Here is a 16213-nt window from a genome sequence, read left to right as displayed (position 1 = left end):
ACTCAAAAGGGGTGTCATTGTCCAGATCAAACGTGGATTGACTCGATGACACGCCGTCTGGGCGCCTAGGATTCCCCTAACACCTCACGTAGCACCTCATCGGTCTCATTCGACAGGAACCCCATGAGCGACACTTCCTCCCCCTTCGGCTTCGAGCTCGTGCGGCGTGGTTACGACCGTGGTCAGGTGGACGACCGCATTACCAAGCTGGTCTCCGACCGCGACAGCGCCCTTGGACGTATCAACTCTCTGGAAAAGCGGATCGAGGAGTTGCACCTCGAGACGCAGAACGCCCAGGCCCAGGTGAACGACGCCGAGCCGTCGTACGCCGGTCTCGGCGCCCGGGTCGAGAAGATCCTGCGGCTGGCCGAGGAGGAGGCGAAGGACCTGCGCGAGGAGGCCCGTCGCGCGGCCGAGCAGCACCGTGAGCTCGCCGAGTCGGCTGCCCAGCAGGTGCGCAACGACGCCGAGTCGTTCGCCGCCGACCGCAAGTCGAAGGCGGAGGACGAGGGCGTCCGCATCGTCGAGAAGGCCAAGGGCGACGCGTCGACCCTGCGCGCCGAGGCCCAGAAGGACGCGGCCTCCAAGCGCGAGGAGGCCGACGCCCTCTTCGAGGAGACCCGCGCCAAGGCCGCCCAGGCCGCCGCGGACTTCGAGACCAACCTGGCCAAGCGCCGTGAGCAGTCCGAGCGCGACCTGGCCTCCCGCCAGGCCAAGGCCGAGAAGCGTCTCGCGGAGATCGAGCACCGTGCCGAGCAGCTGCGCCTGGAGGCCGAGAAGCTGCGTACGGACGCCGAGCGCCGGGCCCGCCAGACCGTGGAGACCGCGCAGCGCCAGGCCGAGGACATCGTGGCCGACGCCAACGCCAAGGCGGACCGCATCCGCAGCGAGTCCGAGCGCGAGCTGGCGGCGCTCACCAACCGCCGCGACTCGATCAACGCGCAGCTGACCAACGTCCGCGAGATGCTGGCGACGCTGACCGGTGCGGCCGTCGCGGCGGCCAACCCGATCGTGGACGACGAGCCCGTCACCCGCGGCGTGCCGGCGCAGCAGAGCCGCTGATTACCTGCGGGTACACGCAGCACCCGTCGTGTGCCCGATCGAGGGCCCTATGTCACCCTTTTGAGGTGGCGTAGGGCCCTCGGGCGTTCTAGCGTGGCCGCATGATCGAGCTTGAGGGCCTTACCAAACGATTCGGCACGACGACTGCCGTGGACCACCTCAGCTTCCAGATCCGACCGGGGGTGGTGACCGGCTTCCTGGGCCCCAACGGCGCGGGCAAGTCCACGACCATGCGCATGATGCTCGACCTCGACAACCCGACCAGCGGCACGGTCCGGGTCTACGGGAAGCACTACCGCGACCTGGCGGAGCCGCTGAAGCACGTGGGGGCGCTGCTGGACGCGAAGGCCATGCACGGTGGCCGAAGTGCGTACAACAACCTTCTCTGTCTGGCCCAGTCGAACAGCATCCCGCGGCAGCGGGTCGACGAGGTACTGGATCTGGTCGGCCTGACGGCCGTGGCGAAGAAGAAGTCCAAAGGATTTTCGCTCGGAATGAGCCAACGGCTGGGAATCGCCTCTGCATTGCTGGGCGATCCGGAAATCCTGATGTTCGACGAGCCGGTCAACGGCCTTGATCCCGAGGGAATTCTCTGGATCCGCAATCTGATGAAGGGGCTGGCGGCGGAGGGGAGGACGATCTTCGTCTCCTCCCATCTGATGAGCGAAATGGCGCTGACCGCAGACCATTTGGTGGTGATCGGACAGGGAAAGCTGCTGGCAGACCTGCCTATGGCCGATTTCATCCAGCAGAACTCGCGCAGCTACGTCCGGCTGCGCACGCCGCAGCAGGAGCGGCTGAAGGACGTCCTGCACGAGGCCGGGATCAACGCCGTCAGCGTCCCCGCCACCGGCACCCTGGAGATCGACGGCGTGAGTGCGGAGCAGCTCGGCGAGCTGGCCGCCCAGCACCAGATCGTGCTGCACGAACTCAGCCCGCAACGGGCTTCACTGGAGGAAGCGTTCATGCGCATGACGGCGGACTCCGTCGAGTACCACGCCCACGCACCGGGCATGGCCGCCGACAACCCGGCCCGGCCGGCCGACGTCCCCGCCTGGGGCGCCGGCTACACCGCGACGCGCAAGGGTGGTGAGTGAGCATGGCCTTCACCGCCGTCCTGCAGTCCGAGTGGACCAAGATCCGCACGGTCGCCTCCACCAGCTGGACCCTCGCACTGGCCCTGATCGTCACCGCCGGCTTCGGCGCCCTGATCTCCACCGCGGTGGCGGCGGGCTTCAACGACATGAGCGCGATCGAACGGGCCACCTTCGACCCCACCCTGGTGAGCTTCGCCGGCATGCAGTTCGGCCAGCTGGCGATGATCGTCTTCGGTGTGCTGGTGGTCAGCACCGAATACAGCACGGGCATGATCCGCACCTCGCTGGCCGCCGTACCCGCCCGCGGGAACTTCCTGTTCGGCAAGCTGACCGTGGCCACGGTACTGGCCCTGCTGGTCGGACTGCTGACCAGCTTCGTCTCGTTCTTCCTCAGCCAGGCGATCCTGGGCGACCACGGCACCGGTCTCGACGCGGAGAACGTCCTGCGCGCGGTGATCGGCGCCAGCGTGTACATGGCACTCATCGCCCTGTTCTCCATGGGTGTCGCCAGCATGCTGCGCAGCTCGGTCGCCTCGATCAGCATCCTGATCCCGTTCTTCCTGATCGTCACGAACCTCCTCAACGCCTTCGAGGCGACCCGTGAGTACGGTCAGTACCTGCCCACCGCGGCGGGGTCGAAGATCATGCAGGTCGTACCGAACGCCATGGGGACCGAAGAGGGCCCCTACGGTCCGTGGGGCGGGCTCGGAATCATGCTCCTGTGGGTGGCCGCCGCGGTACTCGGGGGCTACCTCGTCCTCAAGAAGAGGGACGCCTGACGGCCGGCCCCCACTGAAGTACTACGGGTGATGCCCGGGTCGGTCTCAGGGGCAGCTCAGGGATCCGGCCCGGGACGGAACCGCAGGAACCTCGTTATCCTCTTAACCCTTACGCGGGCGAAAGTCGTCCCGGCCTGGTAAGGGGCAGCAAGATGATCGAGGCAGTCGGCCTGACCAAGCGCTACGGCGCCAAGACCGCCGTCGACCAGCTGTCCTTCCAGGTCAAGCCGGGTCACGTCACCGGATTCCTGGGGCCCAACGGCTCCGGCAAGTCCACCACCATGCGCATGATCGTGGGTCTGGACCGGCCCACATCCGGCCACGTCACGATCAACGGCCGGCCCTTCCGGGAGCTGCCGAACGCCCAGCGACACGTCGGCGCACTGCTCGACGCCAAGGCCGTGCACGGCGGCCGCCGGGCCCGCGCCCACCTGCTCTCCATCGCCCAGCTCTCCGGGATCCCGGAGAAGCGGGTGGACGAGGTGCTGGCCGTGGTCGGCCTCCAGGACGCCGCCCGGCAGCGCACGAAGGGCTTCTCGCTCGGAATGGGCCAGCGGCTCGGCATCGCCACGGCCCTGCTCGGCGACCCGCAGGTGCTCCTGTTCGACGAGCCGGTCAACGGTCTCGACCCCGAGGGCATCCTCTGGGTCCGCAATCTCATGCGCCGCCTCGCCTCCGAGGGCCGCACCGTCCTGGTCTCCTCGCACCTGATGAGCGAGATGGCGCTGACCGCCGACCACCTCATCGTGATCGGCCGGGGGCGGCTGCTGGCCGACATGGGCACCCAGGAGTTCATCGCGCACAACTCGGCCGGATTCGCTCGGGTGCGCGCGGCCGACACTGATCGTCATGGCCGGGAGACGCTGGGTACGGCCCTCACCAAGGCGGGCGGGCGGGTCCTCCAGGAGTCCGACGGAGCACTGCGCGTCACCGGGCTGGAGCTGCCGCAGATCTCGGACCTGGCGCACGCGGCCGGTGTCCGGCTGTGGGAGCTGTCACCGCACCGGGCCTCGCTGGAGGAGGCGTACATGCGGATGACCCAGTCCGCGGTCGAGTACACCTCCACCGAGGACCCGCGGGCCGAGCTGTGGGAGCCGGAGCCGCTCTCCCTCCCGGCCTGGGAGGACGAGGCGGAGGCCGCCCCCGAGGTCCCGCAGAACGGTTTCTACGCTCCGCCGCCGCCCGGAGCGGGCGGGCAGCCCTTCCTGATGCCCGGCAAGCCCGGCGAGCTCGCGAGCACCACCAGGAACACCACCCCGCGCACCCCCGAGGACACCCGATGACCCCGACGACCACGACGGCGGAGCAGCCCGGGAGCTACAGCTCCCCCCTGGCCACGCCGCGGCCGCACCTGGGGCACGCCCTGGCCTCGGAGTGGACCAAACTGGTCTCGCTCCGCTCCACCCTGTGGACGCTGGGCTCGCTCGTGCTGATCGTGGTCGGGGTCGGCCTGCTCGTCGTCGCGCAGACCGGGGACGAGGACTTCGCGCAGATCAACTTCACCACGCCCGCCCTGATCGGCCTGCTGGTCGGCCAGCTCGCGGTGATCGTCCTCGGCGTGCTGACCATCAGCTCGGAGCACGGCACCGGGCTGGTGCGGACCACCTTCACGGCCGCCCCCGACCGGCACCGGGTGCTCACCGCGAAGTACCTCGTCTTCAGCATGACGGCCTTCGTCACCACCACGCTGTCGGTGTTCGTGGTCGGGGTCTCCGCAGCGGTCGTACGCGGCGGCAGCGCGTCCGGCCCGCACGCGGCCGGCGAGTGGTTCGGGGCCCTGCTCGGCTGCGGCTACGTTACCCTGCTCGGCGTGCTCGCGCTCGCGATCGGCGCGCTGGTGCGGCACTCGGCCGGGGCGATCGCGGTGATGCTGGGCCTGGTCACGCTGCCGCCGGTGATCGGGGGCATGCTCAGCATGTGGGTGGCCGTCGAGCCCATCGGGCGGCTCATCCTGCGGCACAACGTACCGGTGGCGATGATGCAGCTGTTCGGCCTGCCGGAGGGCGGCGACCTCGGCTCGTCGCCGAGCAACTTCGCGCACCTGGCACTGATCGTGGTGATCACCGGCGCCGCGGTGGCCGGCTCGTACGTGGTCGTCGGCCGCCGGGACGTCTAGTTACGAGTCCTAGTACCTGGGAGCGTTACGGGACCGCTGCACCTTCGAGGTGCGGCGGTCCTTCGCGTTCCAGCAGGCCTTGTGCCAGTGCCGGCGGTCGTCCACGCCGCCGTACTCGGGCCAGGCCACCAGGTGCGGGGTGCCGGAGGGGATCTCCTGGTCGCAGCCGGGGCAGCGGTAGCGCTTGCCCGCCGCGCTGGCACCGGCCACGTGCCGGACCTTCCAGTCCTCGCCCTGGTACTCCTCCGTGCGCTCCAGCCCGTAGCGGTCGAGGCCGGTGCTGGGGCGTTCGTCCGGGGTCTCGCCGCCCCTGGGGCGGTTGTTGCGCGGTGACACGTATACCTCACGGATGGGCGGACGGCAGTGACTTTCTCCCAGACTACGCGCAGCGAGCCCGGGTACCCGCAGGGTTGCCGAGGAAGGCGGCCGCGCGAAGAGGAATGGCCCGACAATCCCAATAACTTTCGTGTCAGCCCGTGCCTTTGGCACGTGTCAGACGTTGTTGCCATAGGAAGAACCGGTCCACCTGGGGGAGGCCGCGTCAGCCGCGAGGAGGCTATAGGCGATGCGCGTAGGAGCGTTTGTACTGGCGGCCCAGTTCCCGGGCCAGGGACAGGGAGAGGCACTGCACCGGGCGGTGCGGACCGCCGAGGTGGCCGAGGAGGCCGGGCTCGACTCGGTCTGGCTCGCCGAGCACCATTTCGTCCCGTACGGGGTCTGCCCGTCGGCGGTGACCCTGGCGGCCCTGCTGCTGGGCCGGACGCGCAGGCTGCGGGTGGGCACGGCGGTGAGCGTGCTGCCGAGCACGCACCCAGTGGCGCTCGGGGAGCAGGCTGCCCTGCTGCACGTGACCTCGGGCGGCCGGTTCACCCTCGGGGTGGGCCGCGGCGGGCCGTGGGTCGACCTGGAGGTGTTCGGGGGCGGCCTGGACAGTTACGAGAACGGCTTCCCGGAGGCTCTGGACCTGCTGCGGCGCTGGCTGACCCGGGCACGGGTGGGCGCTGCCGGCGAGCGGTACGCGTTCCGCGAGGTGGACGTCGTACCGCGCCCCTCGGAGACGCTGGACGGGGACGCGGCGGGGCCCGAGGTCATCGTGGCCTGCACCTCGCCGGCGTCGGTGCGGATGGCCGCGGAGCGGGGGCTGCCGATGCTCCTCGGAATGCACTGCGGGGACGACAGCAAGGCCGAGATGGTCGCCCTGTGGCGCAGCGCGGCGCTGGCGGCGGGCCACTCGCGCGAACACGTGGCCGGCGCGGGACACGTCTCCGCCGGGGTGTGCCAGATCGCGGACCGTACGGCGGACGCGCGCGAGACCCTGCTGAAGGCGATGCCGGGCTGGCTCAAGCAGGGCCTCGACGCGCATGTGACGGTGGACGGCCGGGTGCGTGCGATGCGGGATCCGGTCGCCTACACGGAACTGTTGTGCGACCTGCACCCGGTGGGTACCCCGGAGGTGGCGGCGGACCGGCTGGCGGCCACGTCGGCACGGACGGGCATCACGCGCTTCGCCCTCCTGACGGAGGGCTCGGGCGATCTCGCCGCGACGGAGGAGAACGTACGCCGGCTCGGCGCCGAAGTCCTTCCCCGCCTCGGCTGAGACGGCCCGCCGGCCCCACCTGGGCCGTTTCCTTCGGATCACGCCCGGGCGGCATGATCCGAAAGAGGCGGCCAGGACACGGCCGTCAGGGCCTAGCAGTCGCGCAGCTCCGGCGACTGGTTGAGCAGCTGACCGCGGATCGAAGTGAACTTGGCCAGCCGGTCGTCCACCGAGGGATCCAGCGGGAACACCGCCACCCGGTGACAGTTCTGGAATGCCAGGCGCACTCCGAAGTGCCGCTGCAGCGCACCGCGTATCGCGTCACTCGCGAGGGCGCGCAGCAGCTGCCCCCGCGCCTGCTCGTCCGGCGGCGGCGTCTGGTTGTCGGCGAACTCTCCGCCGTCCACCTTCAGCTGAGCCACCAGCGAGCTGATCATCTCCCAGGCGAAGGGCAGGGAGGTCCGGACGCAGTCGACGAAAGCGGCTTCGTCGACCTCGCCTCGCTCGGCCTGTTCGAGTAGGGCCGGTGAGACGTCGAGCGACATGGGTTCTCCTCTCGCGACCCCGGCTGTTTGGGTTGCCGGAGTCTTACGGGCAGGGAAGGAGGTCGCGACGCAGAGTGCACGCTCGACAACCTCCCGCTCACCACGGTAGGCGTCCCATCGGTGACGCACCAGGAGAATGCGCATACAACGCGCCATCGGCGAACGGGGCTTTCAGGGGCGAATCGCGTGAAGGCCTTCTCGTCGAGTAGCGTTGCCGACCATGCGTCTCGTCATTGCCCGCTGCTCCGTCGACTACGCGGGCCGGCTCACCGCCCATCTGCCCTCGGCACCCCGTCTGATCCTCGTGAAGGCCGACGGCAGTGTCTCGATCCACGCGGACGACCGAGCGTACAAACCGCTCAACTGGATGTCGCCGCCGTGCACCCTCAAGGAGGGGAGCGGTGATGAGGCCAACATCTGGACGGTCATCAACAAGGCGGGCGAGAAGCTCATCATCACCATGGAGGAAGTCCTCCACGACTCCTCGCACGAGCTGGGCACCGACCCGGGCCTCATCAAGGACGGCGTCGAGGCACACCTCCAGGAACTCCTCGCGGACCGGATCGAAACGCTGGGCGAGGGCTACACGCTGATCCGGCGCGAATACATGACGGCGATCGGCCCGGTGGACATCCTGTGCCGGGACGCCTCGGGCGCGACGGTGGCCGTGGAGATCAAGCGCCGCGGCGAGATCGACGGTGTCGAGCAGCTGACCCGCTACCTCGAACTCCTCAACCGCGACCCGCACCTGGCCCCGGTCCGGGGCATCTTCGCGGCCCAGGAGATCAAGCCGCAGGCGAAGGTCCTCGCGACCGACCGCGGCATGGACTGCGTGGTCCTGGACTACAACGCGCTGCGCGGCATCGAGGACGACAAGCTCCGCCTGTTCTGATCCTCCGCTCCTGCACGCACGACGGCTCCGTCCCCAGGGACGGAGCCGTCGGCGTTCACCGGTCCGTGGCCGGTGAGACGGCGGCCCCCGTACCTGTCGGGGTGGTGGTCGTCGGCGACGGCGCGGCGGTCTCCGTCGGGGTGGGCGAGGGCTCCGCGCTCGTCGTCGGCGGCGGCGAAACGGACGTCGCCGGCGGGGACTTCGGCGGCGTCGGGGACGGGCGGCGCGACGGGGTACGGGCGGGACTGCGGCCCGGGGTCGGGGCGGCGCTCTGCCCGGGCTCCGGGGATTGCGCCGGCGGGGCCGATACGGGCGGCTCCGGTGCAGGATCGTTCCCGCTGTTGACGGCGGTCGTGGCGGACTCCGTGGCCGTGGGGGTGGCGGACACCGCCGGTCCCTGCGCCGGCGGCGCGGTGTCCGAGGAGCTCAGCGCCAGGCTCACGACGGTGCCCAGCGCCACCACCGTCAGCGCGCCCGCGCCGGCCAGCAGCACGAGCCGGCGACGGCCGCGGGCCGCCGGGGCCGGGGCGGCGGCGGTGGCGGGCCGGGGCGCGGCGGGCGGGGCGGGCTTCGGGTTCAGCGGGAAAGCGTCCTCGAAGACCTCGGACAGCGTCGTGGGCGCCTGCGACCGGGCGGTCACCGGCACGACGGGGGTCATCCGGGTCACCGCCTCCGCGGAGACCGGGACCACGGGGGCGACCCGGGCCCCGGGAGACACCGGGGCCACCTCGGCCGTGGGCGCCTCGGAGGCCGCCGGGGCCGCCGCCTTGGGCCCGGGGGCGGCCTTGGGCCGGGGAGCGGCCGGGGTGGCCACCGTGACGGCCTCCGGAGCCGCCGCCGGAGCGGCGGGCGCCTCCAGGCGCAGCGGGGGCGACACGGCCGCCCCGGCCGTCTCCCGGTCGACGACCAGCGCCAGCGCCCGCCGCCCGGCGACCGTGCCCCGCTTGTCCGCCAGGGCGCCCCGCAGCCCGATCGAGGTCTCCAGCTCGGCCCGCGCCCGGTCCAGCCGCTCCTCGCACAGGGCCAGCACCCCGAGTTCGTGGTGGAAGTAGGCCTGCTCGGCGACCTCGCCGGCCTTGCGCGCGGCCTCGGCCCCCGAGCGCAGCACGCGCTCCCAGGCCTCCCAGTGCAGCGAGGCCGCGAACGCCGGAGCCGCCGTGCGCGCCAGCAGCACCGCCGCGACCACGTCCGCTCCGGCCAGCGCCGCCAGCACCGCGTCCGCCTCCGCCGCGACGCGCGCCGGGACCACCGAGGCGTGTCCGGTCCACCAGGCGTAGTGCCGGGCGGCCGTACGGGCCTCCTCCGACGCGGTGTCCCCGTAGCCGACCTCCTCCAGCTGCCGCGCGACGCCCGACGCCAGCCGGTACCGCGTCCCGACGGGCGTCAGCAGCCCGCAGGCCAGCAGCTCCGCCACCGCCGTGTCGGCGTGGGTGTCCCCCACCAGCGCGGGCAGGTGCGCGTGGTGCGGCAGCTCGCCGCCCAGCGCGCACGCGATCCGCAGGGCCGCGCGCGCCGACTCGCTGACCCGCGAGGCCAGCAGCTCCGCCGGGGCCGCGCCCTCGGCGAGGGTCGGCAGCGGTACGTGCACGGCGTCGCGCGGGCGCTCCTCGAAGACGCCGGGCTCCTCCCCCTCGTCGTCCTCGTCGCTGTGGTTGAGCTCGTCCCGCTGCCGCAGCAGCGCGGCGGCCTGCACAAAGCGCAGGGGCAGCCCCTCGGAGGCGAAGCGCAGGTCCCCCGCCCAGGCGGTCTCCTCGTCCGTCAGCGGCCGTCCGACGCCCGCTTCCAGCAATTCCAGGCAGTCGGCCTTGCCCAGTCCGGCGAGGAAGACCTCTTCGATGTGCGAGTCGTCGGAGGGGGCCCGGGTGTCCGGGGTCGCGGCCAGCAGGTAGGCGCATTCGGGGGTGGCGCGCATCAGCTCGTCGAGGGCGGGCCCGCCCATCTCCAGGTCGTCCAGGAGGACGACGGCGCCTATCTCCCGTACGCGGGCCAGGAGCTCGGCCCGTCCGGGGCGCTGCTGCTCGGCCTCGTACACGGTCGCGTAGAGGGCGTGCAGCAGTTCTCCGGGCTGCTGGTGCCCGTATCCGCTCAGCCGCACGACGCCGTCGGGCGCGAGGCCCGCGCACCGTTCGGCGACCGCGTCGAGCAGGGCGCTGCGACCGGATCCCGAGGGTCCGGTCAGCCGTACGGACCGGCCCCGGCCCAGCAGGCGCACCAGCCGCTCCCGCTCCTCCTCGCGCTCCAGCAGGGGGCGGGCGGGGACGGCGGGGCCTGGCAGTACGGGCGGCCGTGCGGCGGCGGCGCGGGCCGCCCGGGCGGCGGCGTCGCGCTTGGCGGGCCGGGCCGGCTCGGCGCCGGGGCGCAGCGGTTCGATCTCGCTGCCGTCGACCGGGTTGACGGTGAGGGCGAACTCGCCCGCGGTCAGGCTGACGACCCGGGCGGGCCCGGCCGCCGCGGGTGCCGCGGCCGGGGTGGGCGCCGCGGGCGCGGAGCCGCCCGTGGGCTGCTCGTGCTGCTCGGTCTGCCCCTGTGTACGGTCCATGACCCAGTCCCCCGATCGCGGGCCGCGCGCCTCGCCGTCGTACCGCCCGGCCTTCGCGCACCCGCTGTCGCCACCGGTCCGGTTTCCGCCCGAACCCTAGACCGTGGCCGGTCGTGCGGGAAACCGCAGGGGGGCGATCACCACCGGACCGTTACGTTTGCGCAGGGAATGCGGAGGTCAGCGGGCTGCCGGTCAGACGCGGGGCAGGGACTCCGCTTCCAGACCGCCTTCGATCGCGAGGATCCGGTGCAGCCGGGTCGCGACGAGCAGCCGCTGCATCTGCGGCGGCACGCCGCGCAGGACCAGACGCCGGCCGGTCCGGCCGGCCCGGCGGTGCGCTCCCATGATCACGCCGAGGCCGGTCGCGTCCCAGGAGTCGAGCCCGGTGAGATCGAGGACGAGATCGCCCTGGCCGTCGTCGAGGGCGGAGTGGAGGGCCGTACGGGCGTCCGCCGCGCTGCGCACGTCGAGGCGGCCCCCGACAGCGAGTTCGGCGTGGTCGCCCCTGATGTGCATGTGTACTCCCGGCGGTACTGCGTACGTATGGTCCGACTGGTCCGTGGTCGGCAACTCTCACTGCAACTGACTGCCCCACGGGCAGGGAAGTTGCCGAACGTGAGCGAACCGATACCTAATTCACCCTGAGGGGTGACGGCATTCGAACGGTGGTGCTCCGTGGCAGGGCCAGGCCTCAGTGCTTGTAGAAGCCCTGGCCGCTCTTGCGGCCGATGTCCCCGGCGTCCACCATCCGGCGCATGAGCTCCGGCGGGGCGAACTTCTCGTCCTGGGACTCGGTGTAGATGTTGCTGGTGGCGTGCAGCAGGATGTCGACGCCCGTGAGGTCGGCGGTGGCCAGGGGGCCCATCGCGTGCCCGAAGCCGAGCTTGCAGGCGATGTCGATGTCCTCGGCGGAGGCCACGCCCGACTCGTACAGCTTGGCGGCCTCGACGACCAGCGCGGAGATCAGGCGGGTCGTCACGAAGCCGGCGACGTCGCGGTTGACGACGATGCAGGTCTTGCCGACGGACTCGGCGAACGCCCGGGTGGTGGCGAGGGTTTCGTCGCTCGTCTTGTAGCCGCGCACGAGCTCGCACAGCTGCATCATCGGGACGGGCGAGAAGAAGTGGGCGCCGACGACCCGCTCCGGACGCTCCGTCACGGCCGCGATCTTCGTGATCGGGATGGCGGAGGTGTTGGAGGCGAGGATCGTGTCCTCGCGGACGATCTTGTCGAGGGCGCGGAAGATCTCGTGCTTGATCTCGATCTTCTCGAAGGCCGCCTCCACCACGATGTCGACGTCGGCGACCGCGTCGAGGTCCGTGGTGGTGGTGATGCGGGCGAGCGCCGCCTCGGCGTCCTCGGCCGACAGCTTGCCCTTGGAGACGAACTTGTCGTAGGAGGCCTTGATTCCGTCCGTGCCACGGGTCAGCGCGGCCTCGGTGACGTCACGGAGTACGACGTCCCAACCCGCCTGAGCGGAGACCTGCGCGATTCCGGAACCCATGAGTCCGGCACCGATGACGGCGAGCTTCCCAGCCACTACACACCCCTCGTTTCCCTACGGCACAGTCACGTAGTCACTCCGGCGGAGACTAGCGCCCGGGCGGTGCGGTGTGACCGTGAAGTAACACGCGTCACGTCTCAGATGACGGACATCACACCGGTACGGCCCAGCAGCCCTGCCCCGCCGTCCAGTTCACCCGCCGTCGGCCCCGGTGCACTTCTCGGCCAGCGCGCGCAGCCGCCTCAGCTCCTTGCGCGCGGCGCCGAGGTGGCCGATCTCGACGGCCATGGCGCCCCGGCCCGCGAGGTAGTGCGCGTCGGCCCTGGCCTGCGCGTCCGCCTGCGGCCGCGCACAGATCTGCCGTTGCAGGAAGCGGAGCTGCCACACGATGTCGCGGGCCGTGGGGAGGTACGCCGGCGCGGGCCCGTGCTCCGCGCGCAGCATGTCCTTCGCGTAGTCCCAGACCCTCGCGTCGTGCTCGGCGGCGCCCGGTTCGCCCGGATGGTGCGGATGGTCCGCCCAGGCGGCGGCGTGCTCGCGCAGGTCGTCGAGGCGGTCGAGGGCCTCCCCCAGGCGCCCGGCGGCCACGGCCGCGCGCCCGGCCCCGGCGCACTCGGCCGGTTCACCGCGGACGTCCGGGTCCCGCTCCCCGTGCCGCGTGGCGAGGAAGCCCGCCAGGAGATCGATCTGCTGGGCGGCCTCGGCCAGGCGCCAGATGTAGTACACGTCGGCCACTTCGCCGCTCCCCCTCCCGGGGCCGGCGGCCCCCACCGGACCGTACGCGGGCGGCGGTGACCTCGCCCGGAATTTTCCCGGCGGGCCCGTCTACCCTGGCCGCATGGTGAACCTCACGCGCATCTACACCCGTACCGGCGACAAGGGCACGACCGCCCTGGGCGACATGAGCCGCACCGCCAAGACCGACCTGCGGATCTCCGCGTACGCCGACGCCAACGAGGCCAACGCGGCCATCGGGACGGCGATCGCGCTGGGCGGGCTGTCGGCGGACGTGGTGAAGGTCCTGGTCCGCGTGCAGAACGACCTCTTCGACGTCGGGGCGGACCTGTGCACCCCGGTGGTCGAGAATCCGGAGTACCCGCCGCTGCGCGTGGAGCAGTTCTACGTGGACAAGCTGGAGGCGGACTGCGACCACTTCCTGGAGCAGGTGGAGAAGCTGCGCAGCTTCATCCTCCCCGGCGGCACCCCCGGTGCGGCCCTGCTGCACCAGGCCTGCACGGTGGTCCGGCGTGCCGAGCGTTCGACGTGGGCGGCGCTGGAGGTGCACGGCGAGGTGATGAACCCGCTGACCGCCACCTACCTGAACCGCCTCTCCGACCTCCTGTTCATCCTGGCCCGGGTGGCCAACAAGGAGGTCGGGGACGTTCTGTGGGTGCCGGGCGGCGAGCGCTAGCGCCAGCGCTCGGTCGGGGCGAACGGCCGCTGCCCGGCGTCGTCCGGGACGGCCGGGGCCTTGCTCGGCCAGATCGTGTACGCCGCGGCGACCAGGGCGTGGATCCCGACCGCCCGCAGAGCGCCTGACTGCCAGCCCTGGAGCGAGCTGACGTCGCCCGCGTCGCCCACGTACCAGATCGCCACCTGGAGCAGCGCCAGGGCGACGGCGGCGGCGATCACCGTACGGACCCAGAGCTTCCACTCGTGCCGGGCCCGTGCCTTCCCGTACCCGGGACCCGTCGGCTTCGGTCCCCCGGCCAGCCGGTACGCGGCGTGCCCGTCGAGCCACTTGACCGTGTAGTGGCCGTAGGCGACGGTGTAGCCGATGTACAGGGCGGCCAGTCCGTGCTTCCAGTCCGGCTCGGCGCCGTTCTTGAGGTCGAGCGTGGTGACCACCAGCAGGACCAGCTCCATCAGGGGCTCGCACAGCAGGACCGCCGCCCCCAGCCTGGGCATCTTCGCGAGGTAGCGCAGGGCCAGGCCGGCCGCCAGCAGTACCCAGAAGCCGACCTCACAGGCGATGATCAGCGCGACGATCATGGGACTCTCCGTCCGCTCGGGTTCTCCGTTCCCTCCAAGACTCCCGTCCGGCCGGGCCCGATACGTCGTCGCCATTGACCATGTGGGCCTGCATCGTTCGATGTACCCGCGCCTCGGCCTCTCCGCCGACGTACGGGCCCCGCGCACCCTGTTGGATGGGAACGTGACCGAGAAGAGCCTGCGCCCCCACCGTGACGACGTCTTCCTCGCGGTGGTCAGCACGGCCGCGGGCCTGGCCTTCTGGTCGCTCGGGGTCTACAGCGGCCCCGGCCGGGGCTTCCTGCCGGCCTGGGCGGCCCTGGTCCCCCTCGTGGCCCTCGGCGCGATGGAGCTGCTGCGCCGCACCAAGCCCAATCTGACCCTGGCCGTCGGCACCGCCGGGGTGGTCGCCGACCAGTTCACGGTCGGCAGCCTCGCCACCGTCGTGATCTTCACCGACCTGATGTACGCCGCCGTCGTGTACGGAAAACCGGCCATGGCCCGGCGGCTCCCGGTCAGCACCGGCCTGATCACCGTCGTCGTCACCATCGCCTCGCTGGCCTGGCTGCGTACCCCGCAGGCCCTGCTGATCGGTGCGGTCACCGGCATCGTGAGCTTCGGCCCGGCCCTGACCGGCGCCACCCTGCGCAACCACCGCGAGGCCGCCGAGGCCGCCCGGCTGCGCGCCGAGCAGACCGCGCTGCTGGCCGAGATGGACCGCAGCCAGGCCGTGGCCGCCGAGCGCGCCCGGATGGCCCGGGAACTGCACGACATGGTGGCCAACCACCTCTCCGCCATCGCCATCCACTCCACCGCCGCGCTCTCCATCGACACGGCCGCGACGAGCCGGGACGCACTCGGGGTGATCCGCGAGAACAGCGTGCAGGGGCTGGCCGAAATGCGTCGGCTGATCGGGCTGCTGCGGGATGCCGGCGGCGACAAGGAGCCGGTCGCCGTGCCCTCGCTGGACAGCCTGGACGCCCTGCTCGGGCAGGCCGGGACCAACGGCTCGGCGAGCGGGCTGACGTTCGTGCTCCATGACGACCGGACCTCCGGGGAGCCGGCGGCGGCGCCCGTGGAGCTGGCCGCGTACCGGATCGTCCAGGAGTCGCTGACCAATGCCCTCAAGCACGCCGCCCCGGGCACCGTCACGGTCCGCGTGGCGCACACCGACGGGCTGCTGACCGTGGCGGTGGACTCGCCCTTCGGGGACCGGCCGGGCCCCCGCGCCCCGGGCTCGGGGGCCGGGCTGATCGGCATGCGGGAGCGGACGGAGCTGCTGGGCGGGGAGTTCGCGGCGGGGCGGTCCGGTGGGGTGTGGCAGGTACGGGCGACACTGCCCGCGGAGGAGAAGGCGGTGGAGGCGTGACCATTCGGGTGGTGGTGGCGGAGGATCAGGGCGCGGTCCGGGCCGGGCTGGTGCTCATCCTGCGCAGCGCGGGCGACGTCGAGGTGGTGGGCGAGGCGGGCGACGGGGAGGAAGCGGTGCGCCTGGCCCGGGAGCTACGGCCGGATCTCGTCCTCATGGATGTGCAGATGCCCCGGCTCGACGGGGTGTCCGCGACCCGTCAGGTCGTCTCGGAGGGCCTGGCCGACGTCCTGGTGCTGACCACCTTCGACCTCGACGAGTACGTCTTCGGGGCGCTGCGGGCGGGGGCGGCGGGCTTCCTGCTGAAGAACGCGGACGCCGCGGAGCTGATCGGGGCGGTACGGACCGTCGCGCGCGGGGAGGGCCTGATCGCCCCGGCGGTGACCAGGCGGCTGATCGCGGAGTTCGCGGCGCCCCGCCCGGCGCGGCCCGCTCCGGCGCCGGAGCGGGCCGCGGCGGTCGCCTCCCTCACGCGGCGGGAGCGGGAGGTGCTGAGCGCGCTGGGCGAGGGCCTGTCGAACGCGGAGATCGCCGTGCGCCTGGAGATGGCGGAGGCGACGGCCAAGACGCACGTCAGCAGGCTGCTCGGCAAGCTGGAGCTGCGCAGCAGGCTCCAAGCGGCGGTGCTGGCGCAGGAGTTGGGGATATAGGCGAACAGGCGCGCACCGGTCTGGACCTCTTGACGGTTGGTCCAGACCTTTCTACGCTCGCCGCAACACTGTGGTGAGCGTGCCATGACAAAGCGTGCTCACGGGCGGCGCAGGTCCCACCCCCATGTCGTAGTCGGCCCCCACGACCGCGA

General features: G+C 71.9%; 17 protein-coding genes. 10 read left to right on the top strand and 7 right to left on the bottom strand.

Features of this window, described 5'->3' with window-relative positions; translation table 11 throughout:
• Nucleotides 1–123: 123 nt before the first annotated feature.
• From ACZ573_RS04140 to ACZ573_RS04120, 5 genes are all read left to right on the top strand, one after another.
• Complete coding sequence (locus ACZ573_RS04140; RefSeq protein WP_030386920.1) at nt 124–1062, top strand: coiled-coil domain-containing protein; 939 nt, start codon at nt 124–126, stop codon at nt 1060–1062.
• A 101-nt stretch (nt 1063–1163) separates the two neighbouring features.
• Nucleotides 1164–2159, top strand: coding sequence for an ABC transporter ATP-binding protein (locus ACZ573_RS04135; RefSeq protein ID WP_471298643.1), 996 nt, complete (start codon nt 1164–1166; stop codon nt 2157–2159).
• Between the two features lie 2 nt (nt 2160–2161).
• Nucleotides 2162–2938 (top strand): ABC transporter permease, encoded by a 777-nt coding sequence (locus ACZ573_RS04130; protein ID WP_471298640.1) that lies wholly within the window; start codon nt 2162–2164, stop codon nt 2936–2938.
• Between the two features lie 152 nt (nt 2939–3090).
• Nucleotides 3091–4221, top strand: a complete 1131-nt coding sequence (locus tag ACZ573_RS04125; protein ID WP_471298638.1) for an ABC transporter ATP-binding protein — start codon at nt 3091–3093, stop codon at nt 4219–4221.
• Nucleotides 4218–5054 (top strand): ABC transporter permease, encoded by an 837-nt coding sequence (locus tag ACZ573_RS04120; protein ID WP_471298636.1) that lies wholly within the window; start codon nt 4218–4220, stop codon nt 5052–5054. Before ACZ573_RS04125 ends, ACZ573_RS04120 begins: the two co-directional genes overlap by 4 nt.
• A gap of 9 nt (nt 5055–5063) precedes the next feature.
• Here the strand turns inward: ACZ573_RS04120 and ACZ573_RS04115 are convergent, their stop codons facing one another.
• Nucleotides 5064–5390 (bottom strand): hypothetical protein, encoded by a 327-nt coding sequence (locus ACZ573_RS04115; RefSeq protein WP_030009607.1) that lies wholly within the window; start codon nt 5388–5390, stop codon nt 5064–5066.
• Between the two features lie 229 nt (nt 5391–5619).
• Here ACZ573_RS04115 and ACZ573_RS04110 point away from each other — a divergent pair, with 229 nt between their 5' ends.
• Nucleotides 5620–6651 carry an LLM class flavin-dependent oxidoreductase gene (locus tag ACZ573_RS04110; protein WP_471298633.1) on the top strand — a complete coding sequence of 344 codons (1032 nt, stop codon included), beginning with the start codon at nt 5620–5622 and terminating at the stop codon, nt 6649–6651.
• A 92-nt stretch (nt 6652–6743) separates the two neighbouring features.
• Here the strand turns inward: ACZ573_RS04110 and ACZ573_RS04105 are convergent, their stop codons facing one another.
• Nucleotides 6744–7136 (bottom strand): SCO5389 family protein, encoded by a 393-nt coding sequence (locus ACZ573_RS04105; RefSeq protein ID WP_030009605.1) that lies wholly within the window; start codon nt 7134–7136, stop codon nt 6744–6746.
• 220 nt (nt 7137–7356) lie between these two features.
• Between ACZ573_RS04105 and nucS the strand changes: the two genes are divergently transcribed.
• Nucleotides 7357–8028: an endonuclease NucS gene (gene nucS, locus ACZ573_RS04100; RefSeq protein WP_189743080.1), complete on the top strand. Its 672-nt coding sequence runs from the start codon at nt 7357–7359 to the stop codon at nt 8026–8028.
• A gap of 55 nt (nt 8029–8083) precedes the next feature.
• Here nucS and ACZ573_RS04095 read toward each other — a convergent pair whose 3' ends face one another.
• The 4 genes from ACZ573_RS04095 to ACZ573_RS04080 all read right to left on the bottom strand — a co-directional run bounded on the left by ACZ573_RS04095 (nt 8084) and on the right by ACZ573_RS04080 (nt 12806).
• Nucleotides 8084–10567: an ATP-binding protein gene (locus ACZ573_RS04095; protein WP_471298630.1), complete on the bottom strand. Its 2484-nt coding sequence runs from the start codon at nt 10565–10567 to the stop codon at nt 8084–8086.
• 192 nt (nt 10568–10759) lie between these two features.
• Nucleotides 10760–11083, bottom strand: a complete 324-nt coding sequence (locus ACZ573_RS04090) for an STAS domain-containing protein (protein ID WP_030764081.1) — start codon at nt 11081–11083, stop codon at nt 10760–10762.
• Nucleotides 11084–11258: 175 nt separating this feature from the next.
• On the bottom strand, nt 11259–12107 hold the full coding sequence (locus ACZ573_RS04085) for a 3-hydroxyacyl-CoA dehydrogenase family protein (protein ID WP_471298625.1): 849 nt from the start codon (nt 12105–12107) through the stop codon (nt 11259–11261).
• A gap of 156 nt (nt 12108–12263) precedes the next feature.
• A complete protein-coding gene (locus ACZ573_RS04080; RefSeq protein ID WP_471298622.1) occupies nt 12264–12806 on the bottom strand; it encodes a hypothetical protein in 543 nt (180 codons plus the stop codon).
• 103 nt (nt 12807–12909) lie between these two features.
• Here ACZ573_RS04080 and ACZ573_RS04075 point away from each other — a divergent pair, with 103 nt between their 5' ends.
• Nucleotides 12910–13482, top strand: coding sequence for a cob(I)yrinic acid a,c-diamide adenosyltransferase (locus ACZ573_RS04075; RefSeq protein ID WP_351151244.1), 573 nt, complete (start codon nt 12910–12912; stop codon nt 13480–13482).
• Here ACZ573_RS04075 and ACZ573_RS04070 read toward each other — a convergent pair.
• A complete protein-coding gene (locus ACZ573_RS04070) occupies nt 13479–14063 on the bottom strand; it encodes a hypothetical protein (RefSeq protein ID WP_471298619.1) in 585 nt (194 codons plus the stop codon). The genes ACZ573_RS04075 and ACZ573_RS04070 overlap by 4 nt on opposite strands.
• A 163-nt stretch (nt 14064–14226) precedes the next feature.
• Here ACZ573_RS04070 and ACZ573_RS04065 point away from each other — a divergent pair, with 163 nt between their 5' ends.
• Complete coding sequence (locus tag ACZ573_RS04065; protein WP_471298616.1) at nt 14227–15411, top strand: sensor histidine kinase; 1185 nt, start codon at nt 14227–14229, stop codon at nt 15409–15411.
• On the top strand, nt 15408–16061 hold the full coding sequence (locus ACZ573_RS04060) for a response regulator (protein WP_390797624.1): 654 nt from the start codon (nt 15408–15410) through the stop codon (nt 16059–16061). The genes ACZ573_RS04065 and ACZ573_RS04060 overlap by 4 nt, the downstream gene beginning before the upstream one ends.
• Nucleotides 16062–16213 lie beyond the last annotated feature (152 nt).

It is taken from the genome of Streptomyces sp. NPDC040545 (assembly GCF_055595065.1).
Note: the sequence above shows the minus strand (reverse complement) of the source record. Positions and strands in the feature narration are given on the sequence as shown.